The 25,422-nt window shown below is 63.1% G+C and carries 20 protein-coding genes and 1 riboswitch; of the genes, 14 read left to right on the forward strand and 6 right to left on the reverse strand.

Features of this window, described 5'->3' with window-relative positions; translation table 11 throughout:
• Window positions 1-30 precede the first annotated feature (30 nt).
• Window positions 31-206, forward strand: a riboswitch (yybP-ykoY riboswitch).
• A 105-nt stretch (window positions 207-311) separates the two neighbouring features.
• Entirely contained in the window at window positions 312-1,310 is a 999-nt protein-coding gene (locus L0U83_RS31500; protein WP_233888112.1) for a sodium:calcium antiporter, read from the forward strand.
• 17 nt (window positions 1,311-1,327) lie between these two features.
• On the opposite strand, the gene L0U83_RS31505 is transcribed toward L0U83_RS31500, so the two are convergent.
• Window positions 1,328-2,419: an HPP family protein gene (locus L0U83_RS31505; RefSeq protein WP_233888113.1), complete on the reverse strand. Its 1,092-nt coding sequence runs from the start codon at window positions 2,417-2,419 to the stop codon at window positions 1,328-1,330.
• Window positions 2,420-2,581: 162 nt separating this feature from the next.
• Here L0U83_RS31505 and L0U83_RS31510 point away from each other — a divergent pair, with 162 nt between their 5' ends.
• The 9 genes from L0U83_RS31510 (at window position 2,582) to L0U83_RS31550 (ending at window position 13,671) form a co-directional block, all read left to right on the forward strand.
• Entirely contained in the window at window positions 2,582-3,184 is a 603-nt protein-coding gene (locus tag L0U83_RS31510) for a TetR/AcrR family transcriptional regulator (RefSeq protein WP_233888114.1), read from the forward strand.
• Window positions 3,185-3,229: 45 nt separating this feature from the next.
• The gene (locus tag L0U83_RS31515; protein WP_233888115.1) at window positions 3,230-4,669 is read left to right on the forward strand and encodes an MFS transporter; all 1,440 of its coding nucleotides are present in this window, start codon (window positions 3,230-3,232) and stop codon (window positions 4,667-4,669) included.
• A gap of 210 nt (window positions 4,670-4,879) precedes the next feature.
• On the forward strand, window positions 4,880-5,269 hold the full coding sequence (locus tag L0U83_RS31520; protein ID WP_233888116.1) for a hypothetical protein: 390 nt from the start codon (window positions 4,880-4,882) through the stop codon (window positions 5,267-5,269).
• Between the two features lie 129 nt (window positions 5,270-5,398).
• Window positions 5,399-6,334: a LysR family transcriptional regulator gene (locus L0U83_RS31525; protein WP_233888117.1), complete on the forward strand. Its 936-nt coding sequence runs from the start codon at window positions 5,399-5,401 to the stop codon at window positions 6,332-6,334.
• Between the two features lie 40 nt (window positions 6,335-6,374).
• Window positions 6,375-7,049: a response regulator transcription factor gene (locus L0U83_RS31530; RefSeq protein WP_233888118.1), complete on the forward strand. Its 675-nt coding sequence runs from the start codon at window positions 6,375-6,377 to the stop codon at window positions 7,047-7,049.
• A 193-nt stretch (window positions 7,050-7,242) separates the two neighbouring features.
• Window positions 7,243-10,515, forward strand: coding sequence for an efflux RND transporter permease subunit (locus L0U83_RS31535; protein WP_233888119.1), 3,273 nt, complete (start codon window positions 7,243-7,245; stop codon window positions 10,513-10,515).
• Window positions 10,505-11,722 carry an efflux RND transporter periplasmic adaptor subunit gene (locus L0U83_RS31540; RefSeq protein WP_233888120.1) on the forward strand — a complete coding sequence of 406 codons (1,218 nt, stop codon included), beginning with the start codon at window positions 10,505-10,507 and terminating at the stop codon, window positions 11,720-11,722. Before L0U83_RS31535 ends, L0U83_RS31540 begins: the two co-directional genes overlap by 11 nt.
• Window positions 11,715-13,169 carry an efflux transporter outer membrane subunit gene (locus tag L0U83_RS31545; RefSeq protein WP_233888121.1) on the forward strand — a complete coding sequence of 485 codons (1,455 nt, stop codon included), beginning with the start codon at window positions 11,715-11,717 and terminating at the stop codon, window positions 13,167-13,169. Before L0U83_RS31540 ends, L0U83_RS31545 begins: the two co-directional genes overlap by 8 nt.
• Before the next feature lie 217 nt (window positions 13,170-13,386).
• A complete protein-coding gene (locus tag L0U83_RS31550) occupies window positions 13,387-13,671 on the forward strand; it encodes a DUF4148 domain-containing protein (protein WP_233888122.1) in 285 nt (94 codons plus the stop codon).
• Window positions 13,672-13,797: 126 nt separating this feature from the next.
• On the opposite strand, the gene L0U83_RS31555 is transcribed toward L0U83_RS31550, so the two are convergent.
• The 5 genes from L0U83_RS31555 to L0U83_RS31575 form a co-directional block, all read right to left on the reverse strand.
• The gene (locus L0U83_RS31555; protein ID WP_233888123.1) at window positions 13,798-14,538 is read right to left on the reverse strand and encodes a response regulator transcription factor; all 741 of its coding nucleotides are present in this window, start codon (window positions 14,536-14,538) and stop codon (window positions 13,798-13,800) included.
• Window positions 14,539-14,571: 33 nt separating this feature from the next.
• A complete protein-coding gene (locus L0U83_RS31560) occupies window positions 14,572-16,002 on the reverse strand; it encodes a HAMP domain-containing sensor histidine kinase (protein ID WP_233888124.1) in 1,431 nt (476 codons plus the stop codon).
• Window positions 16,003-16,008: 6 nt separating this feature from the next.
• Complete coding sequence (locus L0U83_RS31565) at window positions 16,009-16,683, reverse strand: response regulator transcription factor (RefSeq protein ID WP_233889079.1); 675 nt, start codon at window positions 16,681-16,683, stop codon at window positions 16,009-16,011.
• 151 nt (window positions 16,684-16,834) lie between these two features.
• Window positions 16,835-17,533: a response regulator transcription factor gene (locus L0U83_RS31570; protein WP_233888125.1), complete on the reverse strand. Its 699-nt coding sequence runs from the start codon at window positions 17,531-17,533 to the stop codon at window positions 16,835-16,837.
• 3 nt (window positions 17,534-17,536) lie between these two features.
• Window positions 17,537-19,018, reverse strand: coding sequence for a sensor histidine kinase (locus L0U83_RS31575; protein WP_233888126.1), 1,482 nt, complete (start codon window positions 19,016-19,018; stop codon window positions 17,537-17,539).
• Between the two features lie 430 nt (window positions 19,019-19,448).
• On the opposite strand from L0U83_RS31575, the gene L0U83_RS31580 reads away from it, so the two are divergent.
• The 4 genes from L0U83_RS31580 (at window position 19,449) to L0U83_RS31595 (ending at window position 25,324) form a co-directional block, all read left to right on the forward strand.
• On the forward strand, window positions 19,449-19,763 hold the full coding sequence (locus L0U83_RS31580; protein WP_233888127.1) for a DUF4148 domain-containing protein: 315 nt from the start codon (window positions 19,449-19,451) through the stop codon (window positions 19,761-19,763).
• A gap of 1,496 nt (window positions 19,764-21,259) precedes the next feature.
• Window positions 21,260-22,633 carry a replication initiation protein gene (locus L0U83_RS31585; RefSeq protein ID WP_233888128.1) on the forward strand — a complete coding sequence of 458 codons (1,374 nt, stop codon included), beginning with the start codon at window positions 21,260-21,262 and terminating at the stop codon, window positions 22,631-22,633.
• Between the two features lie 974 nt (window positions 22,634-23,607).
• On the forward strand, window positions 23,608-24,297 hold the full coding sequence (parA, locus tag L0U83_RS31590; RefSeq protein ID WP_233888129.1) for a ParA family partition ATPase: 690 nt from the start codon (window positions 23,608-23,610) through the stop codon (window positions 24,295-24,297).
• Window positions 24,287-25,324, forward strand: a complete 1,038-nt coding sequence (locus tag L0U83_RS31595; RefSeq protein WP_233888130.1) for a ParB/RepB/Spo0J family partition protein — start codon at window positions 24,287-24,289, stop codon at window positions 25,322-25,324. Before parA ends, L0U83_RS31595 begins: the two co-directional genes overlap by 11 nt.
• Window positions 25,325-25,422: the final 98 nt, after the last annotated feature.

Consider the following 25,422-nt stretch of genomic DNA (forward strand, 5'->3'; position numbering starts at 1 on the left):
GCTCGCCGCCATGAACTTCGGCTATAATCGCCCCCTGTCTTAGGGGAGTAGTCTGCAACGCCAGCTTGGGCGTTGCGCCGTCGTCAACATAATTGGTGCCCCTGCACCATGGCGTCGGCAGCCGTATTGCGAGTTGCTGCAGCGAATCGCTGCAATTGCGCGGCCTGACGAGACCTATGACGTTTTCCCTTTCACCCGGGCCGGGCGAAGGGAAGCGTCATGGTTTCGGTGCCCGGCCCGCACATCACGGCAAAAACAATGACTCGTCTCGCCCCGCATCACCTCATCCTTTGCGCCACGGAGCGTTCGTCATGATCTTGACGTTCGCCCTGCTCATCGCCGCGGCCGGCATCATCTATTTGTCCTGCGAGACCTTCGTCAATAGCGTCGAGTGGCTCGGTCAGAAGCTCAAGGTCACGCAAACCGCCACCGGCACGATCCTCGCCGCGTTCGGCACGGCGCTGCCCGAGAGCGTAGTCACGCTCGTTGCGGTCGCTTTCGGCGGGGATCCTGCGCACAAGGAAATCGGCGTGGGCGCCGCGATCGGCGGGCCACTCGCGCTCAGCACGATCGCCTATGCCGTAGTGGGCGTCGCGCTGCTTGCCACCGCGAAGCGCGTGGGCCGTGAGCGCGCCGCCACCGTCGATGTGAATACGCGCCGCCTGCGCCGCGATCAGCTCTGGTTCCTCGCGATCTTCGTCGCAAAGATTGCGCTCGGGCTCGTGGTGTTCAGCTTCAAGCCGCTGCTGGGCATTGCGTTTCTCGCGGCCTACGCGTTCTACTGCTGGAAGGAGCTTTCCGCCGAGGATGGCGGCGAGGTGGAAGGCGATCTCGAACCGCTCAAGCTGCGCCCGCACGACGAGAATCCGGCCATGGTGTGGATTCTGCTGCAGACGTTGGGCGCGCTCGCGGTGATCTTCGCGGCCTCGCATCTGTTCGTGCAGCAGATCAGCGCCGTAGGGCCGTGGCTCGGCCTGAGCCCGCAGTTGACCGCCGTGTTGTTCAGCCCGATCGCAACCGAGCTGCCCGAGATCATGAACGCGATCATCTGGGTGCGTCAGGGCAAAGAGCGGCTGGCGCTTGCGAACATCAGCGGCGCGATGATGATTCAGGCGACGATTCCCACGGCGTTCGGTCTGTTCTTCACGCCGTGGCATCTCGGCACGCCTTCGATTCTCGCGGCCGTGACCACCATGGTCGCCATTCTGTTCCTGCAATGGGCGTTTCGCGCGCCGAAGGTGCGCAGCCGTCAGCTCACACATGTCGGCTGGCTCTATGCGGTGTTCGCGGCGTTGCTGTTCGTGGTGTAACGCGGCTTGCGCCAACCTCAGGCCGCCGCCGCGGTGGCCTGGGCGGCACCCGCATGGTGATGGAGCCAGCGGATCATGTCCGAATGCTTGACCACGCCTACGAGCCGCCGCGCATCGTCCATCACGGGAATGTCGTGGTAGGCGTGCTCGATGAAGATCGGCACCAGATGCGCGAGCGGCGTGGCCCGATGGACCGCGTGCACGCCGGCCGCCATCACGGCCTCGACCGTTTCTTCCACACGCGCCGACTCGCGCAGCACCGCGCGACGCAGCGCATTCCAGAATCGCTTGATGCCAGCCGCCGGCGCGAGATCGCCGAGCGCGTGATGCGTGACGACGCCAACCACGCGGTCCATCGCGTCGACAACGGGCAGCGTCGAAGCACCGTGGCGGCGGAACATTTCGTGTGCCGCCCGCGCACCCATTGTCGCGGGCACGGCGGGACAACCAATCGACATGATCTCCTCACAAGTTAGTTGTTCGAACGACTTTGGCGGATATTCCAACGGCTCCAGTAGATGTGGCGAGAGCGCGGCAAGCGGTGCGGCGGCGGCCTGCGGCGTAGGACGGAACACTGCACGCGGATAGCGGTGTCCGGTCAGCGCGTGGAAGGCGAGCGCAGCGCTCAGCAAGGCGAAGGACTGGAACGCGATCGGCGCAAGCACGAAGCGAAAGCCTAGTGCGTGGACAGCCGGACCGCCGAGCACGGCAGTCAGCGCGACCGCGCCTGAAGGCGGATGCACGCAGCGGCACAGGAACATCGCGCAGATCGCGAGCGCCACCGCCACGGAAGCCGCCGCGACGGGCGACGCGATCCATTGCGCGCACGCCACACCGACCAGCGCGGAGACGAAGTTGCCGCCAAGGATCGACCACGGCTGCGCAAGCGGGCTGTCCGATGCGCCGAAGAGCAGCACGGCAGAAGCGCCCATGGGCGCCACGAGCAGCGGGATATCCCCCGCCGCGCCGAACATCAAGTGGGTGGCGAGTCCCGTGAACGCGATGCCGATCAACGCCCCGCCGCAGCGCCGCCCCCGCTCGCGCCATGGCGGCGCAGCCGGGTTGGGCACGAAACTCGTCAGCCATTCGATGAGTGCGGTGCGGGTCATAGCGGGGCTTGCTGGTCGGTATGTCGGCAAGATTACCGACGCGCGCCGAATATCAACAATTGATATTTCTGTGCGTATATATAATTCATTCTGTATGCATGTTTGAGTTCGGCACGCGCATTTTTTCCTGTAATTCGGAATCGTTTGGTCTAGAATAACGCCATGAAATCCGAAACCCGTTCCGGCCCCGGCCGTCCACGCGAATTCGACGAGCAGGAAGCCGTGCAGAACGCGCTCGAGGTATTTCGCGCACGCGGCTATGCCGCCACGTCGCTGCCCGACCTGATCGAAGGCACGCAACTCTCGCGCGGCAGCCTCTACAAGGCGTTCGGCGACAAGCACCAGCTCTTTCTCGCGGCGCTCGACTTCTATACCGAGCGCGGTATCGCGCGGCTCACGCGCAACCTGCGGCACGCCTCGGCGCGCACCGCGCTGCGCGAGGCGCTGCATCATTACGTGCGCCTTTCCGCTGGCCTCGAAGGGCTTGCGGGCTGTCCGGTCACAGCCGCAGCGACCGAGTGCCTGCCCTTCGACGCCGAGGTGAAAGCGCGCGTCACGGACATGTTCGCGCGCATGCAAGCGCTGCTCGCCGGCGCCATCCGGCGCGGCCAGGCAGCGGGGGAACTGGCGGCCGACCAGAATGCCGACGATCTTGCGCGCTTCCTGCTCTGCACGATCGAAGGCATGCGCGTACTGGGCAAAACCGACGCCGGCGAAAAGGCGATGGACACGATTGCTGAAATCGCGCTGAGCGCCATCCGCTAGTTTTTTTGGCTAATTAGGAACCGCCTAGTTCCATATGGAGGGCACATGACAAACCTTTCGACTGTGGAATTGCCGCCCACGCGAGCGGGCGCGCGCACCTGGTGGGCCTTGACCGTGCTGCTGATGGGCACGCTCTTGCCGCCGCTCGACTTCTTCATCGTCAACGTTGCGCTCCCGTCCATGCAGGCCAGCCTGCATGCCAGCGCCGCCATTGCCCAACTGGTGATTTCCGCCTATGCGGCGACGTACGCCATCTTTCTCATTACGGGCGGGCGGCTTGGCGATCTGTACGGCCGGCGGCGTATCTTCCTCGCGGGGATCCTCGCGTTCGCGGCCGCTTCGGCCGTATGCGGGTTCGCCAGTTCTCCCGCTGCGCTGGTCACGGGGCGCATCCTCCAGGGCGGCGCCGCGGCCATCATGGCGCCCCAGGCGCTCGCGTCGATCCACGCGCTCTTTCCGGCGCATCAGGAGGGGCTCGCGCTCAGCCTGTTCGGCACCGCTTATGGGATCGCCTCCGTGGCCGGCCAGGCGCTTGGCGGCGTACTCGTTTCGGCAAACGTATTCGGACTCGGGTGGCGCAGCATTTTTCTCATCAACCTGCCTGTGGTGATCGTGGCCGCGCCCGCGGCGTACTGGCTCGTGCGCGAAAGTCGCTCGGACCATCCCGCGAAGCTCGATCCCGGCGGCATGGTCTTGCTCGCGCTCGCGCTGGCTGCGCTCGTGGTTCCGCTGATCGAAGGCCGCGAACGCGGCTGGCCAGTCTGGACGTGGACGCTGCTCATTTGCGCCGCGCCCCTGTTCGCGATTTTCTGGCGCTATGAGGCGCGCGTTGCGAGAGCCGGGCGCGATGCGCTCGTGCCACCCACCATCTTCGCCGCGCCCGGTCTCGTGCGCGGGCTCGTTGCCACGCTCTTCTTCTATTCGCTCGCCCCGTTCTTCATGATGTTCGCGATTTACGTGCAGCGAGCGCTTGGGCTCGCGCCGCTCGAAGTCGGGCTGCGCATTCTGCCCGTGGGCATCGGCTTTCTGATCGGGCCGCTGCTCAACCCGCTGATCGTGCGCCAGTTCGGGCATCGCGCGGCGGCGGCCGGCATGACAATCGAGGGTTGTGGATTACTTTGGACTGCCATGCTTGTTCATGACGAACGACTGCACGCGCTGAGCGCGTCGCTCTTTCTGATCGGCTTCGGCCAGGGCGTGGCGTTGCCCGCACTCGTCAGGCGCAATGTCGAATGTGTCGATCGACGCTGGTCGGGGCTTGCCGCGGGGCTCGTCAGCTCGGTTTTGCAAGTGAGTGCTGCGCTCGCTGTGGCGCTGCTTGGCGGCTTGTTTTTTGCGCTTGCCGGGCCGGGATTGAACAGCACGCACGTGGCTCGCGCGTTTGCGACAACCGTTGCGATTATCGGCATTCTGCTTTTCATTGCAGCGTTTCTCATCGGTGGGCGCAATAATCGCGCGCCGCAATTGCGCAAACGGCACGTATAAGAACAAACACACCCATCGCGCTGCATGAAACGATGGCCATTCGGCGGCCTGTGTGATTAACACGCGCACTGCACGCAGTACCGTCATGACGGGAAAGCGAATCGTCGCTTTCTAAATTTGTTTTCATGTGGAGTGCGCCGCAACTTAAAGCATGCGTTCCGATTAGGCACCGATAATGCCTTCCAGTTTCAGCACTGCGAGGAACGCAATATGCAAAAGCCGATGTCGATCGAACTCGTCAACGAATACGGCCAGCACGCGGTTTGTGTGAAGGTAGGCACTCAGGTCGCGCTGCTCGACACGCCCGATGTGGATGGCCTGATCGAAGAACTCAGCAAGCTGCGCGCACTCATGCAGCCAGCGGTACCCGAGCAGCCTTTGCGCTCGCATCAATATGTGCTCGAGATCGACCCGTGCTGGTACACGGAACGCAATCCGCTCTTCGACGGCACCGTGGTGTTTCTGCGCCATACCGGCCTCGGCTGGGCGGGTTTCGCTATTCCCACCGAAAGCGGGCATCGGCTCAAGGCCGCGCTCTGCGCGCACGAAGCCGCCGCGCAGCGCGACGCGCATGCCTTGGCGCTCGCGCTGCCTAATTAGGCGCGCTTCGAGCCCTCTCATTCTTTCCGTCTGATCACGCATGCAGCGTGTACGAACCGTCGCCGCCATGTGCGGCGTCGATGCCCGCGCTCGCCCTCGTGCTGGCGCGTCTGCCCAGGAATATCGCCCATGAACCAGCTCCAAGCAATGCGCGTCTTTACGCGCGTCGTCGATCTGAGCAGCTTCAACCTTGCCGGCAAGCAGCTCGGCATGTCGGCTGCGGCCGTCACGCGCAGCGTCGGCATGCTCGAAGCGCATCTGAACATGCGCCTCTTGAACCGCTCCACGCGCAGCCTTTCGCTCACCGAAGCCGGACGCCTCTATCTGGACGGCTGTCGCGCCGTGATCGAAAAGCTCGATGAAGTCGAATCGGAACTCGTGCGCGCCACGCGCGACCCCAGCGGCGTGCTGCGCATCGCCGCGCCTGCCGTGTTCGCGAGTTCGGGACTCCCCGCCGTGCTCGGTGCGTATCGGGCGGTCAATCCGCGCGTGGAATTCGACGTGACGGCGTACGACACTCACATCGACCTGATCGAAGGCGGCTTCGACGTGTGCTTCGCGACCGACCGCCAGAACGTGAATGCCTCGCTCGTGAGCCGCAAGCTCACTTCGATCAAGGAGATGCTCGTGGCCACGCCCGCCTGGCTCGCGCGCCACGGCCTGCCACGCAACCCGGCCGAACTCGCCGAGCACGGCCTGCTCACGGTTTCCGATGCGCCGCGTCACTGGGAGTTCTCGAACGCCGAGGGCGTGCAGCGCATCAACGTGAACGGCCCGATGACGGCCAACGGCTATGCAACCGTGCGCGCCGCCGCGCTAGCGGACTTGGGCATCGCACTGCTGCCGCTACCGCTCGTGGCCGACGATCTCGCGCGCGGCGCGCTCTTGCCCGTGCTCAACGCGTTCGACGTGAACGGCGGCGTGCAGCACATCTCCATCGTCTATTCCGGCCGCAATTACCTCACGATGAAGATCCGCAGCTTCATCGACTTCGCGGTCGACCAGTTCCGAACGAATGCGGCGCAGACACGCTCCGCGCCGACACCGCTGCGCGCGGTTGCCTGATGATGCTTCTAGCACTTTTCGTCACAACGGGTGGAAAGCCATGCCCAGAATACTGACCATTGAAGACGACGCCGTTACCGAGCGCACTGTCGTGCCCACGCTCGCCTCCACCGGCTTCACCGTGGACGTTGCCCGCTCGGGCCGCGAAGGCATTGCGATGGTGATGGCAGGCGACTATGACGTCGTCGCGCTCGAGCGGCGCCTGCCCGACCTCGACGGTCTCACGATCGTCACCACCATGCGCGGCGTGGGTATCGAAACGCCCGTGATCGTAATGAGCTCGACCACGGGCGTCGAAGAACGCATTCAGGGCCTGCGCGCGGGTTGCGACGACTACCTCACACGGCCGTTTTCGATCGACGAAATGTCCGCGCGTGTAGAAGCGCTCGTGCGCCGGCGCATACGTCCGGCCACGACGGAAACCGTACTGTGCGTCGGGCCGCTCGAACTCGATCTCGTCAAGCGGCGGCTCAGCTGCCGCGACAAGGTGCTGCGCCTGCGTCCCACCGAGTTGCGCGTGCTCGAATTCATGATGCGCCAGGCGGGCCAGGTACTCACGCGCACCATGATCTTCGAAGGCGTGTGGGGCGGTCGCTTCGACCCCGGCACCAATCTCGTGGATGTTCACGTAGGACGCCTGCGCAACCGCGTCGACACCCCCGGCCAACCCTCGCTCATCCGCACGATACGCGGCTCGGGTTATCTGCTCGGTTGACGTAATCCTCGATTTTGCTGCCGTTCTCTCTGCTTCGTTTTATTTCGTAATCCTATAAATTTCATGAAATCGACGCGCAGCTAAATCTTTCTTCATTTTCCTGGCTCTCGCGTGTTAGGACGCGACCGAGACAATACCGGCGTCGGCTGCCCCACGCGTGGCGCGGCTTGGCGCCTGAACGGAGCCCCATCTGATGCTGAAAATCGTCCGGCTAGCCTTGAACCGTCCGTATACGTTCATCGTGCTGGCCCTCCTGATCCTGATCGCGGGCCCGCTCGCAGCCTTACGCACGCCTACGGATATCTTTCCCGACATCCGCATTCCCGTCATCAGTGTCGTGTGGAACTACGCGGGCCTGCAGCCCGACGACATGGCGGGCCGCATCGTCAGCTACTACGAGCGCACGCTCGGAACCACCGTGAATGACGTGGCGCATATCGAGTCGCAGTCGTTTCGCGGTTATGGCGTGGTGAAAATCTTCTTCCAGCCGACAGTCGACATCCGCACGGCCACCGCACAGGTCACCTCGGTTTCGCAGACTGTGCTCAAGCAGATGCCGCCCGGCACCACGCCGCCGCAAATTCTCAACTACAACGCGTCGACGGTGCCAGTGCTGCAACTCGCGCTCACGAGCAATACGCTCGACGAGCAGAAGCTCGCCGACTACGCGACCAACTTCATCCGGCCGCAACTGCTTTCCGTTGCGGGCGTCGCGATTCCCACGCCCTACGGCGGCAAGGTGCGCGAGGTGCAGATCGACCTCGACCCGCAAGCCCTGCAGGCAAAGAAGCTTTCGGCGCAAGACGTGGCGACGGCGCTTGCGCAACAGAACCAGATCATTCCGGCCGGCACGCAGAAAATCGGCCGCTACGAATATAACGTACGCCTGAACAACAGCCCGCTGACGATCGACCAGCTCAACGCGCTGCCCATCAAGACTGCGGATGGCACGGTGATCTATATGCGCGACGTGGCCCACGTTCGCGACGGCTATCCGCCGCAATCGAACATCGTGCGCGTGGACGGCCACCGCGCCGTGCTCATGAGCATCATGAAGAACGGCTCGGCTTCGACGCTCGACATCATTGCCGGCGTGAAAGCGAAGCTCCCGCTCATCGAGCAGTCATTGCCGCCTGGACTCAAGCTCGTTGCACTCTCCGACCAGTCGGTGTTCGTGAAGGGTGCCGTGAGTGGTGTCGCGCGCGAAGGCTTGATTGCGGCCGCGCTGACCTCGGCGATGATCCTGCTCTTTCTCGGCAGCTGGCGCTCGACGCTCATCATCGCCGCCTCGATTCCGCTCGCCGTGCTCGCCGCGATCGCAGGCCTCGCCGCGTGCGGGGAAACGCTCAATGTGATGACGCTGGGCGGGCTCGCGCTCGCGGTGGGCATCCTCGTGGATGACGCAACAGTCACGATCGAAAACATCAACTGGCACCTCGAGCAAGGCAAGGACGTTCGTAGTGCAATTCTCGACGGCGCCGCGCAAATCGTCATGCCAGCGCTCGTTTCGCTGCTTTGCATCTGCATCGTCTTCGTGCCGATGCTGCTGCTCGACGGCATTGCGCGTTTCCTTTTCGTGCCGATGGCCGAGGCCGTGATCTTCGCGATGATCGCTTCATTCGTGCTCTCGCGTACCTTCGTGCCGATGATGGCCCGCTACTTGCTCAAACCGCACGCTTCGCAGGGTCACGCTTCGGGTGAACTGGCCGTCGTCATGGCGCCGCACGGTGCGCACGACTCGATGCCACCCACACGCAATCCGCTAGTGCTGTTTCAGCGTGGTTTCGAGCGACGCTTCGAGCGCGTGCGCGCGGGCTATCGCGTCGTGCTCGGACTCGCGCTCACGAACCGGCGGCGCTTTGTCGTGGGATTTCTCGCCATCGTCGCGCTCTCGTTCGCGCTCACGCCGTTCCTCGGCCGAAACTTCTTCCCCGATATCGATTCCGGTGAAATTGCCCTGCACGTGCGCGCGCCTATCGGCACGCGCGTGGAGGAAACCGCCGATCTGTTCGACCATATCGAAGACACCGTTCGCGAGGCCATTCCGCCCGACCAGCTCACGAGCGTGATCGACAACATTGGACTGCCAAACAGCGGCATCAACCTGACTTACAACAACAGCGGCACGATAGGGCCGCAGGATGGCGACATCCTCATCTCGCTCGCGAAGTCACACGCGCCCACCGCGCAATATGTGCGCGAACTGCGTGCTGAACTGCCGCGCCGCTTTCCGGGCACGACGTTCTCCTTCCTGCCCGCCGATATCGTGAGCCAGATTCTCAACTTCGGTTCGCCCGCGCCGATCGACGTGCAGGTGAGCGGGCCGAGCCAGGCCGCGAACAAGGTCTATGCGAATGAACTGCTGCACAAGATCGCGAGGATTCCCGGGATTGCAGACCCCCGCATCCAGCAGGCATCGACTTATCCGCAACTGACGGTTGCGGTTGACCGCTCGCGTGCCGACGAACTCGGCATTACCGAGCAGGACGTGACCAACTCCGTCGTGGCGAGCCTTTCCGGCACGAGCCAGGTGTCGCCCACTTACTGGCTCAATCCGAAGAACGGCGTGTCCTATTCCATCGTCGCGCAAACGCCGCAGTACCGCATGACCACGCTTTCCGACCTGCAGAATCTGCCGGTCACGGGCAAGAGCGGCAGCTCGCAGATTCTTGGCGGCATCGCCACGATTACACGTGGCGTGAGCGACGCCGTCGTCTCGCACTACAACATCGAACCGCTCTACGACATCTACGCGACCACGCAGGGCCTCGATCTCGGCGCCGTCTCCTCGCAGATCAACAAGGTGATTCACGCGAGCGCCAAGGACTTGCCGAAGGGTTCGACTGTCACCATGCGCGGCCAGGTGCAGACGATGAACAGCGCGTTCACAGGTCTTCTGCTCGGGCTAGCCGGTGCAGTGGGGCTCATCTATCTGCTGATCGTCGTGAACTTCCACTCGTGGAGCGATGCGTTCGTGATCGTGAGCGCCCTGCCTGCCGCGCTTGCCGGCATCGTCTGGATGCTTTTCACCACGCACACGCCGCTCTCCGTACCGGCGCTCACAGGCGCGATTCTCTGCATGGGCGTGGCGACCGCGAACAGCATTCTCGTGGTGTCGTTCGCACGCGAGCGTCTTGCCGTCACCGGCGACGCCATGCGCGCCGCGCTCGAAGCGGGTTTCACGCGCTTTCGCCCCGTGCTCATGACGGCACTCGCGATGATCATCGGTATGGCGCCGATGGCGTTCGGCATGGGCGACGGCGGCGAGCAGAATGCGCCGCTCGGCCGCGCGGTGATCGGCGGCCTGCTCTGCGCCACCTGCGCGACGCTGCTGTTCGTGCCCGTGGTGTTCAGCCTCGTGCACAAACGCCAGAACGGCAAAATCGGCCACCATGACGATAGTCAGCAAACCGAATCATCTACGGATCAACCTGCCCTCGAATCGGGAGAAGCCCATGTCTACTGAAATCGACATCGCCTCGCCGCAGCCGCTGCGTCACCTGAAATCCACCGCGGCAATCGCGCTCATGGTCGCGGCCGGCATCGTGTCCGGCGGCATATTTAGCCGTGTCCACGCGCACCAGGCACTCGCTACGTGGACCGACGCGCAGGCAATTCCCACCGTCGCCACCGTGCAGCCACAAGCGAGCCCGGCATCGGCGCCGCTCGTGCTGCCGGGACGCCTCGCCGCCTACATCAACGCGCCCATCTATGCGCGCGTGTCCGGCTATCTGCACGCGTGGTACGCCGATATCGGCACGCACGTGAAGGCGGGCCAGTTGCTCGGCGTGATCGACACCCCCGACCTCGACCAGCAGTTGCAGCAGGCGCGCGCCGATCTGCAGAACTCCGTCGCCAACGAAAAGCTCGCCGCCACCACGGCAAAGCGCTGGACCGAGATGCTCAAGCAGGACTCGGTCTCGCAGCAGGAGGCCGACGAGAAAACCTCCGACCTGATCGCGAAGCAGGCCACGGTGGAAGCAAACGAGGCCAACGTGCGGCGGCTCGAGGCGCTCGAGTCATTCAAGCGCATCTCAGCGCCGTTCGACGGCATCGTCACCGCACGCAAGACCGACGTGGGCGCGCTGATCGATGCGGGCAGCGGCAGCGGCCCCGATCTCTTCACCGTCGCGGACGCGAGCCAGCTGCGCGTGTACGTGAGCGTGCCGCAAAGCGACGTCGCCTCGATCAAGCCAGGCATGCACGCGACGCTCACCGTGCCCGAGCGCCCCGGCGTGAAGTTCGACGCGAAGCTTGTCAACACTGACCAGTCGATCTCGCCCGCTTCGGGCACGATGCTCGTGCAGCTCGCCGTGGACAACAAGCAGGGCCTGCTCTTCCCCGGCGAGTACACCGAAGTCCATCTCGCGATGCCGGGCGATTCACATGCGCTCTTCGTGCCCGCGAGCGCGCTGATCTTCCGCGCGCATGGCATGCAGATCGCCATCGCAGACGCGCATCGGCGCGTACAGCTGCGCGACGTGACGATCGGCACGGATCTCGGCACGCGCGTGGAGATTACGGCGGGCCTGCATGCGGGCGAGCGCGTGATCGACAATCCGCCGGATTCGCTCGCGAGCGGCGACCTCGTGCGCCTCGCTTCCGTCAACGCGCCAGGCGCGCAATCGACGCAGACGGCAGCCGTGCACGACGCGGAGCGTGCGCATGGTTAAGCAGTCTGTGCGTGTGCACCCGTTGCGCGCCGTAGCGCTTGCGGCGGCCCTGCTGCTCTCTGCGTGCTCTTTTGCGCCCACGTATCACGCGCCCGCCACGGCCATCCCCACGCACTTCAAGGAAGCAGGCGACTGGCAGACGGCGCGCCCCGCCGACCAGCTCCCGCGCGACGGGTGGTGGCGCGCGTTCGACGACCCCGTGTTGAATCAGCTCGAGCCGCGGGTTGCGAAGGCGAATCCGAACGTTGCCGCCGCGCTCGCGCGTCACGACGAAGCCGATGCGCTTGTCAGCGAGGCGCGCTCCGCGCTGCTGCCGACCGTCGGCGCGGAGGCGAACGTCTCGCGCGAGCGCCAGTCGGCGCTGCGTCCGCTGCGCGGCACGGATCAGCCGAACGTGTACAACTCGAACACTCTCGGCGTGGGTATCGGTTACGACCTCGATCTATGGGGCAAGGTGCGCAACGAGGTGAAGGCCGGCGAGGCGTCGAGCGTAGCCAGCGAAGCGGACATCGCTTCGCTGCAACTGAGCCTGCAAGCGAAGCTCGCCACCACGTGGTTCGATCTGCTCGGACTCGACCAGCAGTCGAAGCTGCTCGACGACACCATTGCCGCCTATCGTCATGCGCTGGATTTGACCGAGAGCCGCCATCGCGGCGGCATTGCTTCTTCGCTCGACGTCTCGCGCGCAAGAACGCAGCTAGCCTCGGCGCAGGCCGCGGCGGACGATGTGAGCGCGCGCCGCGCGCTCTACGAGCATGCCATTGCCACGCTCATCGGCGTGCCGGCCTCGCAGTTCAATGTCGCGCCGGACACGATCCGCCCGCATTTGCCGAATCTGCCTGCGGGACTGCCATCGGCGCTCCTGCAGCGGCGGCCCGACATCGCCGCCGCAGAGCGGCGCGTAGCCGCCTCCAACGCGCAGATCGGCGTGGCGAAGGCCGCGTTCTTCCCCGATCTTTCGCTCGGGCTCGACGGCGGCTTCCAGAGCGACACGTTCTCTCCCTGGATCGTCGCGCCCAACGAGATGTGGTCGATCGGTCCCACGCTCATGATGACGATCTTCGACGGCGGCCGCCGCGCGGCGGTCGTGCGCGGCGCGCGGGCCAAGCTCGCCGAAAACGGCGCGCAGTACAAAGCCACCGTCCTCAATGCGTTCCAGCAGGTCGAGGACAACCTCGCGCTGCTGCACCATCTCGGCGACGAAGCGCAGCGCGAAGACGAGGCGCTCACAGCGGCGCAGCGCACCCTGACGCTCTCGATGTCGCGCTACCGCGACGGCGTGGTGAGCTACCTCGACGTCGTGACGGCGCAAACGACTGAACTCTCAACGCAGATTGCCTCGCTGGAACTGGACACCCGGCGCCTGGACGCCACCGTGGGCCTCATACAGGCGATAGGTGGCGGCTGGAGCACGCAGGACCTGCATGAGGACAACGCGGCTTCCTGAACGCGTCTAAAGCGGCGGTAACCGCTTTTATCACCACCCCTAACCCCGCTCGCGCGCGGGGTTGTTCTTTTCACCGAATCCTCTCAGGCCGATAAACATTTCTTCATGGTGCTGCATCGGGTTCGATAGGGTGACCTAACTATTCTGCTCATACCGGGATGCGATCTATCGCATTCGCTAACCGGCTAACCGATCTCATTCCTGGAGGAATAGTCACATGAAGGCTCTCATGATCATCGCCGCACTCGCCGGTGTCGTTGCCACCACGTCCGCTTTTGCGCAAACCCCGGCACCGACGGACAGCTCACAGGCGAGCCAGCCCGCCGCAGCCACCCAGGTCGCATCGAACGACACGGTTCCCACGGTTGCGCCCGGTGGATGGGTACCGCCTTATGGGCAAGCGGTGCACGAAAAGACGCGTGCCGAGGTGTACCACGAGCTCGTTCAGGCGGAACAGGACGGTCAGCTTGCGTACCTGAACTCGACGCTGTACGCACACTGAGCACGACAGGCGGGGCTTTCCGAGCACAAGCGAGCGGCACGCACTCAGCGTGCCGTTCGCTTTTTGATGTTAACAAACGCATGCGTGCGGATCCGGATAGGTAACCGGTTCCCACAAACGGTTACCTCAGCGCGCGTCGCTATCGAACGTGGGCAACGTCAGTTGATAGCCGTAGCGGCTGATGGTTTCGATGCGCACTTCAAGGCCCTGGCGCGCGAGCTTGCGCCGCAGCCGCGAGACAACGAGGTTGACGGTCGAAGCGTCGATGTCGTCCTTCTCGGGCCACGCGTAGCGGATCATCTGATCACGCGGCACGGGCACGTTGGTCTGACGCAGCAGGCATTCGACGAGCAGGTACTCGCGGCGCGTGAGTTCCGCGCGGCGCCCGCCCTCCACGATCTCGCGCGTACCCGCATCGAGTTGTGGCGCGTTCTGGACGCTCTGTGCGCCGTTTGCAGCCTGCGCGGGCACCCCACCCTGCACGCCGCCGCGGCACGCCGCCGTGGCACGCAATAACGCGCGCATACGCTCATGCATCTCGATGAACGAGAACGGATGGCGAAAGCACGCGTCCGCGCCCGCGCGCAGCACCTTCGAGCGCTCGCTCGCGCTCGCTTCGATGCCGAGCACGGCGATGATCGTCGCCCCGCCGGTGGCCGTGGAGAGTCCGGGAAGGATGCCGTGCAGCGCGGGCCGCAGCGCGGCGTCGAGCGCCATGACGATCACCGCGTCGAATGGTTCTTCGCCAGCAACGAACAGCCCGTCGCGCAGGTCTTCCGCGCGCTGCAGGCTATGCGCGCTTTCCTGCAGGGCCTTCTGAAGCCAGGCGCCTTCGGCGTGATTCGGGGAGATGAGTAGTATGCGCATGGCTGCGGGTGCCTGACGGCTGGCCGGGAGATGTCAGGCGAGCGAGCGCGGCCAGCATTCCACGCTCATGCGCGTACCGGGGCCGCCCGGCTTCTCGCGCGCCAGTTCTCGCGCGTCGTCGATGCGCAGCGTGAAGTCGTGAACGCGCATCACGGCAGCCACAATGGAAAGCCCCAGGCCGGAGCCCGCGACATGACGCACCGCTTCGCCGCGATAGAAGCGCTGCAGGACCGCCGCGCGCTCGCCAGGAGGAATGCCCGGGCCGTTGTCCGCCACTTCGAGCAAGGGGCCGAGTGGCGTGGCGCGCAGCGTCACGCTCACCACGCCGCCTTGCGGCGCGAACTTGATGGCGTTGTCAATGAGATTGTTGAACGCCTCGAAGAGCAGCGCGCGGTCGCCGTGAATCTCAGCGACGGGCTCAGCCGTGATACGCCATTCGAGTTCGCGGCTTTCCGCGAGTGGCTCGTAGAGGTCGGCGAGTTCCTGCACCAGTTCGTGCAGGTCGACGGTCGCAAAGCCGCCGCGCCTTTGCAGCGTGCCGATCTCGGAGATGCGCAGCATGGCCCGGAAGCGTTCGAGCAGTTGCCCGGTTTCGGTGCGCGCCTGATCGAGCAGCATCGCACCGGCGGCGTCGCCCCGAACGCTGTCGCGCTCGGCCACGCGCGCGAGCAGCGTGTGCAGATGCACGAGTGGCGTGCGCAGGTCGTGCGCGATGCCGTCGCAAGCGCCCTTCACTTCGCCCATTAGCCGCTCCACTTCGTCCAGCATGTGATTCACGAGATGAGCGAGCATGTCGAGTTCATCGTCGCCGCCCACAGGCAGGCGCCGATCGAGGTCGCCGCGCGCGATGCATTCGGTCACGCGGCGGATTTCGCGCACGCGCCGGATCTGGCGCATGCCGAGCACGAGACCGCCTGCCGCGGCGCCGAGTAACGCGAGTACGGCACCTGCCGCGAGCGAGCGCACCATGATCTCGCGAATGCGCAGCACGCTCGTCATGTCACGCGCGACGACGAGACGCATGCCGCTAGGCCGCACCTCGCCCATCGCGCGGACCACGGGCGATACATCGCGGTCGAGCAGTTTCACCGTATGGGCATGCGTGCTGCCCTCGCGCGTATAGGTGAGATGCGGCGGCGGCGCGAGCAGATCGCCCGCGACGTAGCGGCCGTCACTAGTAAAGAGTCCGTAGTAATTCACATGCATGTGCTCGTGTTCGAGCCGCTGATAGATCGCTTCGGGCAGTTGCGCATCAGGGATCGAGTCGTAATAGATGAGCTGCCAGCCCATGATCGTGTCGGCGTCGCGCTCGATCGTGGTGCTAGCAGTCCACGCAATGAAGCCGACCAGCAGCGTGAGAAAGACGCCGAACAGCGCCGTGTAAGCGCACAGCCAGCGGAACGTCGTGGTGTGCCAGCGCCTGCGCAAGTGCGCGGAAGCGGCGGAAGAAGAACGGCTCGACAAAGCGGATTATCCGAGAATGTAGCCGGAGCCGCGCACGGTCTGAATGAGCGGCGGCAGGCCCGGCGGATCGATTTTCTTGCGCAGGCGGCCCATATGCACGTCGATCAGGTTGGTGCCCGGATCGAAGTGGTAGCCCCATACGGCTTCGAACAGCATCGTGCGCGTGATGGTCTTGCCTGCGTGGCGCATCATGAATTCGAGCACGCGATACTCGGTGGGCAGCAGCACGACTTCTTCGCCGTCGCGGCGCACCTTGCGCGAAATGAGGTCGAGTTCGAGCGGCCCCACACGCAGCGCGGTCTCGCGCGCGACGCTCGCGGCCTGGCGGCGGCGCAGCAGCACTTCGAGGCGTGCGGTGAGTTCTTCGGGGTCGAAAGGTTTGGTGAGGTAGTCGTCGCCGCCCGCGCGCAGGCCGCGCACGCGTTCATCTACGTCGCCGAGCGCACTCAGCATCAGCACGGGCGTTTGAATGCCGACCGTGCGCATGGCCGTGAGGATCGAGAGGCCGTCCACGCCCGGCAGCATGCGGTCGAGCGTAATGGCGTCGTATTCGTCGCTCATCGCGCGTGCCATACCGTCGCGGCCGTTGTCGACCCATTCGACCGCAAAGCCGCGCTGCGTCAGTTCGCTGACGATCTCGTTGGCTGTGACGGCGTCGTCCTCCACCGTCAAAACGCGCACCTGACTCATCTTTCTCGCACTCCGTCGTGCCGGCGGCATGACTATTCAAGAGCCCCGAGTTTACCGTTGCGCCCGCGCCGCGCCGCGATTCCTTTCATGAAATTAAATTTAAGGTTGCAACGGCAATACGGTCTCGCGCGCCCTCCGGCGCTTACACATCGATTACACCGACGATAGTCTGACGCGTGTGCAGGTCGAGTTGATAGCCATAGCGGTTCACCGTCTCGACGTTCGCCTGCGCGCCGTGCGACGCGAGTTTGCGCCGCAGACGCGACACGACGAGATTCACGCTCGACGGCTCGACGTCGGCCTTGTCGGGCCACGCATAGCGAATCAGATGCTCGCGCGCGACAGGCGCTCCCGCGTGCCGCAGCAGGCATTCGACGAGCAGATACTCGCGCGTCGTGAGGGGAATGCGCCGCATGCCTTCCACGAGATCGCGCGTAGATGAGTCGAGGCGCACGAGCGGCGCGCTCGCGTGAACGAGCGCGCCGCGGCGTAGCGCGAGCATGCGCTCCTGGATCTCGAGAATGGACCAGGGCTGCACGAAGCACGCATCAGCGCCGGCGCGCAGTAGGCGCGCGCAGTCCGCGGGTGTCGCGCGCGCGAGTGCGACGACGATCGCCGGCGCGTCGGGCAAACGCGTGAAGGCCGCAAGCGCGGTGGCGATGCCGTCGTACGCCTCAGGGCTGGCCGCGCAGAGGAACACCGTATCGAACGGCTCCTGCGACGCGAGATAAACGGCGTACTCGACGTTGTCCGCAACCTCGACGCTGTTCAGGCTCTCGCTCAGCGCCTTGTACAGGTAACTTCGCTCGGTCGCCGAGGACGAGCACAGCAGGAGTCTCATCGATCATGGGCCCGCGTGGGCGTGCTGCGCTCGATGCGTCCAGCAGTCGATCGTGACGATCGTCCCGGGATTCGCCTCGCCAATGGCGACGCGAAAATCGTGCAGCCGCGCGATCGCCGAGACGATGCCTAGCCCGAGGCCGGTGCCCGGGAGATGACGCGTCCGCTCGCCGCGATAGAAGCGCCCCAGCACCGCGGCGCGTTCGCCGGGCGCGATGCCGGGTCCGTTGTCGGCGATGACGAACTGCGGTCCACGCGAGCCGGCGCGCAATGCGACCTTCACCACGCCGCGGCGCGGCGTAAATTTGATGGCGTTGTCGAGCAGGTTGCTCAACGCTTCGAAGAGCAGCGCGCGGTCGGCGTGAATGGGTTCGACCGGCGCCACGGCGACGTGCATGTCAATGGCTTTTTCCTCGGCAAGCGGCGCATAGAGTTCGCATAGCTCGTGCACGAGATCGGGGAGTACCACGCTCGAGAAGCCGCGGCGGCGATCCATCGCGCCGATTTCCGAAATACGTAGGAGTGCAGAGAAACGGTTGAGGACGGCATCGGCCTCCCCTCGTGCGCCAACGAGCGCGCCGGCCAGGACCGCCTCGCCGCGCTGCTCCATGGCTTCTGCCGCGTGTGAAAGGCGCAGGCGCAATCGCGTGAGCGGTGTGCGCAGATCGTGGGCGATACCGTCGCATGCGCTTTTCACCTCGCCCATCAGGCGCTCGACTTCGTCGAGCATGCGGTTCACGAGATGCGCGAGCATGTCGAGTTCGTCGCGGCCGGCTACCGGCAGCCGCATCGCGAGGTCGCCGTTCGCGATACGGCGCGTGGCGCGCTTGATCTGCGCGACGCGCCGGATCTGCCGCATGCTAAGCACGAGCCCGGCGCACAGGCTGCCTGTGAGGCACAAGAGGCCGCCGCCGAACAACGCCTTCAACAGTTCGTCATGAACGTGGCGCAGGTCGGAGAGCGTGCGCGCGACGACGAGGCGCGCGCCATCGGGCCGAATCTCGCCCATGGCGCGCAGGGACGATCGCACGGAGCCGGGTTCGAGCACGAGCGTCTGGCCGCGAGTGTGCTCGTGCGATTGGCCATAGTGTCCCAGGGCAAGTCCCGTGGGCATGAGGCGGATATCGCCGGCGAGCCAGCGCCCGTCCGGAGCGAACAGGCCGTAGAAGTTGTCGCGCCGGTCCGGACGCGTGAGGCGCGCTGCGATCGCGCTGCCGAGGCTCGCGTCGCTTCGCGAATCGAAGTACCGCAGTTGCCAGCGCAGGCCGCTGTCGGTCTCCCGCATCATCGCGCGCGTCACGGAGTACTCGATCACGCCAAGCAGCGCCATGAACGCGAGCGAAAAGATCGCGGCGTAGGCGGTGAACCAGCGGAACGTGGTCGTCTGCCAGTGGTCGCGGCCAATGTCCCGCACGTTCGGCGCTGCGCGCGACGAAGCCGGAACGAACAGGCCACGCCCGAGCGCGACCCAGGCTGGCAGGTTCATCGCGCGCCTCGCGAGCCGGCTGCCTCGTGCAAGGCCGGCACACGTGTGGCCGTGCTCCGTGCGCGCGCCGCTTTATCGCTGACTGACATGGCTACCCCCGATGGCAATGAATGGTCGGCCGAGCGACTCACTGGCGAACCAGCGAATGCGGATGCGCTCGTGCCGGGTCATCATAGTGGCGCGCGCTCAACGCAACGGCATCACGGCAATGAAGAGCGCGTCATCTTCTTACTGCTGCGTGACGCGTACCTGTCAGTTTGTCAATTCGCGCGTGCGCGAGGTCTCGTGTCAAGCACACGCGGGGCAGATGAACCTTCTGTCATTCGGCTGAGCCCGATTCAACGTCAGCGCCTCCTTATCCTCGAATCCGCTTTTTCGCGCGTTCGCGCTTTTTCATCTCGTTGCGGGTTGATCAAAAGGAGGATTCATCATGAGGTCATGGCTGAAGTTCGTATGGGTGCCGTTTGTGGGAGCGGTGAGCGTAAGCGCGGTCGCCGCGCCGCATCTGACGCAACAGGAATGTCACAGCTACCCGTTCGTCAAACCGGCCCACGAGGTCACGCACGCGGATCTGATCCGGGAACTGACAGAACTCGAGGCGGTGGGTTACGAGGCACACGCGGAAGACGAGAACTATCCGGCCGATATCGAAGCCGCCCAGCAACGTCTCGCCGATGTGTATCGCAGCGATTGCCTGCCACAGCACACAACAGCCGCGGTGACCTTTCCCGCGAATTCAGACTGACATCGGGTCGTTGGGCGTGCCGGAGGTCACCGATGTACTTTGTGCAGTGCACCTTAGGCGACTCCAGCCGAACTTGATGTGACCTCCAGGCAGCGGCCCATGGGGACCTTCGTTTGCTCCCATATTCGGTGACCTGAGTTGGGTACCCGGAAATGGGAGGACGAGTGGCTACACGAATGCGTTTTCCAGGTGGCTGACTCCCGCTTGCTGGGTTGAAGCCGAGTCCGGGGCCGGCGGGGCGCTTCGGTGGGGTTCGTAGTGATTCAGTCGATCCCATAGGCAGTTACCTTGAACGAAGAACCACACCATAACCGGAGACCCTGACAGCATTTCTTTCGGTAAATCAGTGACCTAACTGAGTATTTGAATGTTAGATATGAGGAAAAGGAGGCTTAGGTAATGATCTATGGTGGCCGCAAGCCGTTGATAGAGGGCCTAGGTAACCAGGAATGGGGCCACGGAGGTTGGTGACCACTCACATGCATTAAGGTCCCCGGTTTTGGGAGAGGTCTTTCTCATCGAGCGCGTGTTTCAGTGTTTACCTTTTACGCTTTAAGAACTTTAGTAAACCTTTAGACGCCGCAAACCCTTACCAGGCAAGGCTTTGCGGCCGATTTGGTGGCGGGTTATGGGATTTGCGGTCCCGAGTATGGGAGTTTCGGGTTGTGGATATGGGACTTCGGTAGCCGGACATGGGGTTTACGGGTTGTGGATATGGGAAGAAGGTTGCCCACTATGGGAAAAGGAGCTGTTTTGCCTTCAGGTCGCCGTTTATGGGAGTCAAGGAAGGTCTCCGGTTATGGGGCGCTTTGCCTTACGTGTAGGCGTTTTACAGGGTTCCTCGGCTGGTTGCAGGTAACCGTTTTTGGGAAACTACTTGGGTAACCAGTTATGGTGGCTTTTCCAGGCAGAAATACAGACGTCCTCGAGCCCGAATCCGTGCGCTCGTATGAATCCTTGCGTGTCAGGGAGCTAGCTGGAGCAAGGTAACAGCCTATGGGATCCGCTACGGGTCACCTTCTATGGGAATACGCGCTGCTTCTCTCATCTCTGAATGCGTATTCTTCGTCCTCGTGGGTAGCCATTTGTGGGAGCCGATACAGGTCACCATTTATGGGTGCGATGAACGTGCCTACGCTTCGCCGATCAATTCCAGGCAACGACGCGCATAGCAACGCGAAAAATCCCATGGATGGCTACCTGTCGGGACTCAATTAACAGAGTGAGTACTCACATTCGGCTCAAAGGTCACTGGCTATGGGAGTCTTTCCAGCACGAGGCAACGTAAAGGTCACCAGTTATGGGTTCGTACATGGGATCTGCTCTGAGCGCTTCCGAGGGTTTCCCGGTGGTCGTCCTGGCGGTAAATCGCCGCCTGTCAATGCTCTTTGCCCTTGGGTGTCGCGCCGCGTCACGATTGCGTTTGCGGCCTTGAGTCACCTGAATGGTTGGTATACAGTTACCAACCGACCAGGTTCCCTTTCATCGTGGGTCATATGGCAAGAAAAAAGGCCGAAGCCGGCGACGCCGACAAACAAGGTGCACTCGTATTCCAGCAAGGCCAGCCGCCTGATCTGTTCCGCAAGGCCGTCCCGGCGATTCATATTGCACCGAAGTCCGGGTCGATCAGCCTGCAACAGCGCAAGATGTTCAGTTCGCTGATCAAGAACGCCATTCGCCAGGATTCCCTCGACCGCGGCCGCTCGTCGTTCGAGATCACGATCTCCGCCCTCTCTCAGGACGTTGATCTGAACAGCAACAACACCGAGTACGTCAAGGAAACGATCAACTCGCTGATCAGCACGGTCGTCAACTGGGACTACCTCACGCAGGACAAGCGCAGCATCTGGAAGGCGTCTGGCTTGCTGGCCGGCGCCGAACTCGAGCGATCGGTATTGCGCTACACCTTCTCCGAACAGATTCGCGGTGAACTGCTCAATCCTGAGATCTACGCGATGATCGATATGCGCATCACGCGTCAGTTCAGGAAGGCGCATTCGCTCGCGCTGTGGGAGAACGTCGTCCGCTACGAGGCCGTAGGTGTGACCGCGCGCTTCCCGCTCGCGACGCTGCGCGACCTGATCCTTGGGCAAGATACTTCGGCGCAATCGTACAAGCTCTACAAGCAATTCAAGAGCCGTGTGCTGGTGCCCTGCATCAAGGAAGTGAACGAGATTTCGGATCACATGTTCGAGCTTATCGAGCACAAGGTCGGACGCTCGGTCGTCGCCCTGCAGTTCCGCGTGACACGCAAGCCCGAGACCGATCCGTCACAGGAACTGCGTGCAAACGAGACGCTGCTGATTGGCGAGATGTCGAAGTTCAGTATTCCGGTTTCCGAGGCGCGGCGCCTGCTCAAGCAGTACGGCGAAGCGAAGATTCGCACGGCGGTGGCTTATACCGCGGCGCGCGTAGCGCAGAAAAACGCAGCACCGCTCGCGAATGTTGCGGCGTATTTCCGCAAGGCGCTGACGGAAGGCTATGAGTTGCCCGGTGCTAATGCAGCCGCGCCCGTCTCCGACGCGAGCCGCGCGCGCGAAAGCCAGGATCAGGTGAAGGACCGCTATATTGCGGCAAAGATCAATGAGGCGCGCGCCTACTTCAATGAGCTCGAATACGACGATCAGACTGCGCTGATCAAACGCTACAACGAGACGGTCGGCATGGACAAGCTCAAGGTGTCGACGGCGAAGGTGCCAAGCAAGATGGCGTCGACGAACTTCTTCCGTTGGGTGGTGCTGGACACCTGGGGACAACCAACTGCTACCGACCTGCTCGAATTCCTGTTGAGTGGACAACAGGCGCCAGCGGGGGGTGACGGCCTACAGGCTGCGGAACTCGATCTTGCGTTGAAAACGCGGGACGTGTGAAGTCGATGGAAGAAACGAGACGGCGGCTTCGGCCGCCGTTTTTTTTGGGTGATTCGCGGTGAATAGACGGTGGTTGCACGCAAGGAAATTTGGCTAAATATAGAAACCTGAAAATCATAGCCAAATATATCTCTCGATGGGATTGCATTTGAGAGAAGCTCTCGCTTTCTTCGTGGTGCACCAGGCATCGCCTGCGTGAGTGCCGCTGAGTGATATTCAGTCCTCGTCGCGCGGTGCTGCCGATGCCGATACGGCTTTGTTAGTTCGTGCTGTTCGCGTTGATCTCCACGTGGAGAGTTGCTGCTTCGAAGAACAAGATTGCGCGAGTCGGGTGGCATTCATCGCGATCAGCAGTACCCACCTGTTGTCACAACCTGCGCGAGATATCACCTGCTCACGCGTAAGTGCGCTTCACGAATGCTTATCGATGATTCTCCACGTGGAGAATCGATGAGTTCACGTACCGGCCGAATTGCTATCCGTTCGTCCACTTCGCGCTCACAGCGCAAGCCGGCCTAGTGCAGGCCAAGCCGATGAATCTCCACGTGGAGATTTGCCCGCGGGGCCTCGCTTCACCCCCTCGATCGGCAGATATCACTAGCACTTTCGTGTCATTCGAATCTTCGACCGGTCTTCACGCGCGCATTGCACGACTGTGCAATGATGCTGCGTTTCGTCGACCTGCGAGCTGGCCTCCGCATCGTCGATGGCAGTCAGCGATCTCCACGTGGAGATCGACTTCTGCCGTCGTGGAAACATCACAATCCAGCCAATCCAACTGGCCGCCACTGCTTTGCAGTGTGTCCATTTCTTATCCGTTCGGCCAATTGGTTGTGAACTGGCAACGGCTGAGACAGAAATCCTAGAATTTACTTTAAGTTGCCGTTAGACTCCCGAATGACTTGCTGGAGTCTCCACGTGGAGAGTGTGCCTGGGAGGCTCGTCCGCTGTTGAACAATTGCATGGAGAAACGAATGGGTCTCGTGATAGCCGTAGCGAACCAAAAAGGTGGAGTTGGCAAAACCACCACCAGCATGAATCTGGCTGGGGCATTTCAGGCTGAAGGCTATAAGGTCTATGTAGCCGATGCCGATGGTCAGCAATCTTGCATGAGTTGGTGTGCAGCGGCAGGTCCCGAAACGCCCCTGCCGTTTCGCGTCGGTAGCATTCATAAGCTTGAGAAGATGATTGGGCCGGAAGTCGCAGCCCTGGCGAACGACTACGACGTCGTCATCGTCGACTGCCCGCCCAATATCAACGACCTGACCACCGCGCGTGTTCTCGCCGTAGCCGACGCCACTGTCATTCCGACGGATGCGTCGCCAATCGACATCTGGAGTAGTGAAGGGATGATGGAGTTGGTCGAACGCACTCGCATCGCCAATCCGGCTGGAAAATTCGCAATTTTGTTGAATAAATCTAATTCGAAGACGCTGCTGCACACGCAGATGAGTGCCATCCTCGCCGAAAGCAACGTCCACGTGTTCTCGGCAACCATCAAGCAGCGAGAACTCTATCGACAGACCGCTGCGCTTGGTCGAACCGTCTTCGATGTGCGCGGCGTGCGCGGGACGAAAGTTGCGAAGGACGAGATCAGCGCCGTCTACAACGAGATCATTGCATTGGTTCAGGAAGAAGAAGAGGAGGTCATCGATGGCCGCTAAGCTGAATTTCACCAGCAAGGTACGCGCGGGCATGGCTGCCGAGCGCGTTTCGGCTGGCGAACGCCTCGCCGAAGCCGATGTTGTCAATATCGCGCAACGGGACGCGGGCGTACCCAACGCCGCAGTAGATGCCGTCGACGCACCGCCCGCCCAGCCTGCCGAAATCGTCGAGGCACCGCTTTCGATTCATGCGGTTCGGAAAATCTCGGTCGACGATGTCGTCTCCAATCCGTACAACCCGCGCGCGTTCTACAGCGCCGAGACGATCGACGAGCTGGCCGAGAGCTTTGCCACGCAAGGACAGATTACGCCGATCCTGGTCACGAAACTCGCGGCGTTTCCCGGCCAATATGTGATCGTCGACGGCGAGCGCCGTATTCGCGCTGCGCGCTCGCGCGGCGACAAGTTCATCGATGCCGATGTCCGAGAGGGTCTCGACAACCAGAATCTGTACCTGCGCGCCTACCACGCCAACAAGGAGCGCGAGGAGCAGACGGTATTCGACGATGCGCTCGCGTGGAAGAAACTGCTCGACGATCGTGTCTACGTCGACCAGGTCGAGTTGGGAGTGGCTGTAGGCGAAGATCCGAAGCACATCAGCAAGGTGATTGCGCTAACGTCGCTGCCGCCTTATCTGCTGCAACGGATGGCGCAAAATCGTAAGGATGTCGGACTCGGACACGCATACAACATCAAGCTGATCTTCGATCGGGCCGGCGCTTCGGTCGCCGAGCATTGGCTTGCGCAAGTGATCGAAGGGAAGGCGAGCGTGCGCAAGCTCGAGGCGGCAGCTTCGGCTGAAGCGGGCGCGCGCAGCGTTGGACCGCGCCGTACGCATTACCAATCCCGCGTCCAATTCAATCGACCGGACGGCGTCGCGTTGGGCGAACTGAAGCTGTTTGGCGACGGGCGCGCAGAGTTGAGCCTGAAGGGCATCGCAGCCGCCGATCAGCAGCGGTTGGCCGAACGTGTGAAGGCAGTCATCGAGCACTGGGCTTCGGAAATGGACACGTCTGAGGCGACCTGAGCGTCGCGAGTATTGGCTAACGGTAGCAGGGGAGGGCGTCGGCAGACGCCCTTTTTCGTTGTTTCGGTTACGCGGCCCACGCACGAAACGCAAGCGGG

It is taken from the genome of Paraburkholderia flagellata (assembly GCF_021390645.1).
Taxonomy (GTDB): Bacteria; Pseudomonadota; Gammaproteobacteria; order Burkholderiales; family Burkholderiaceae; genus Paraburkholderia; species Paraburkholderia flagellata.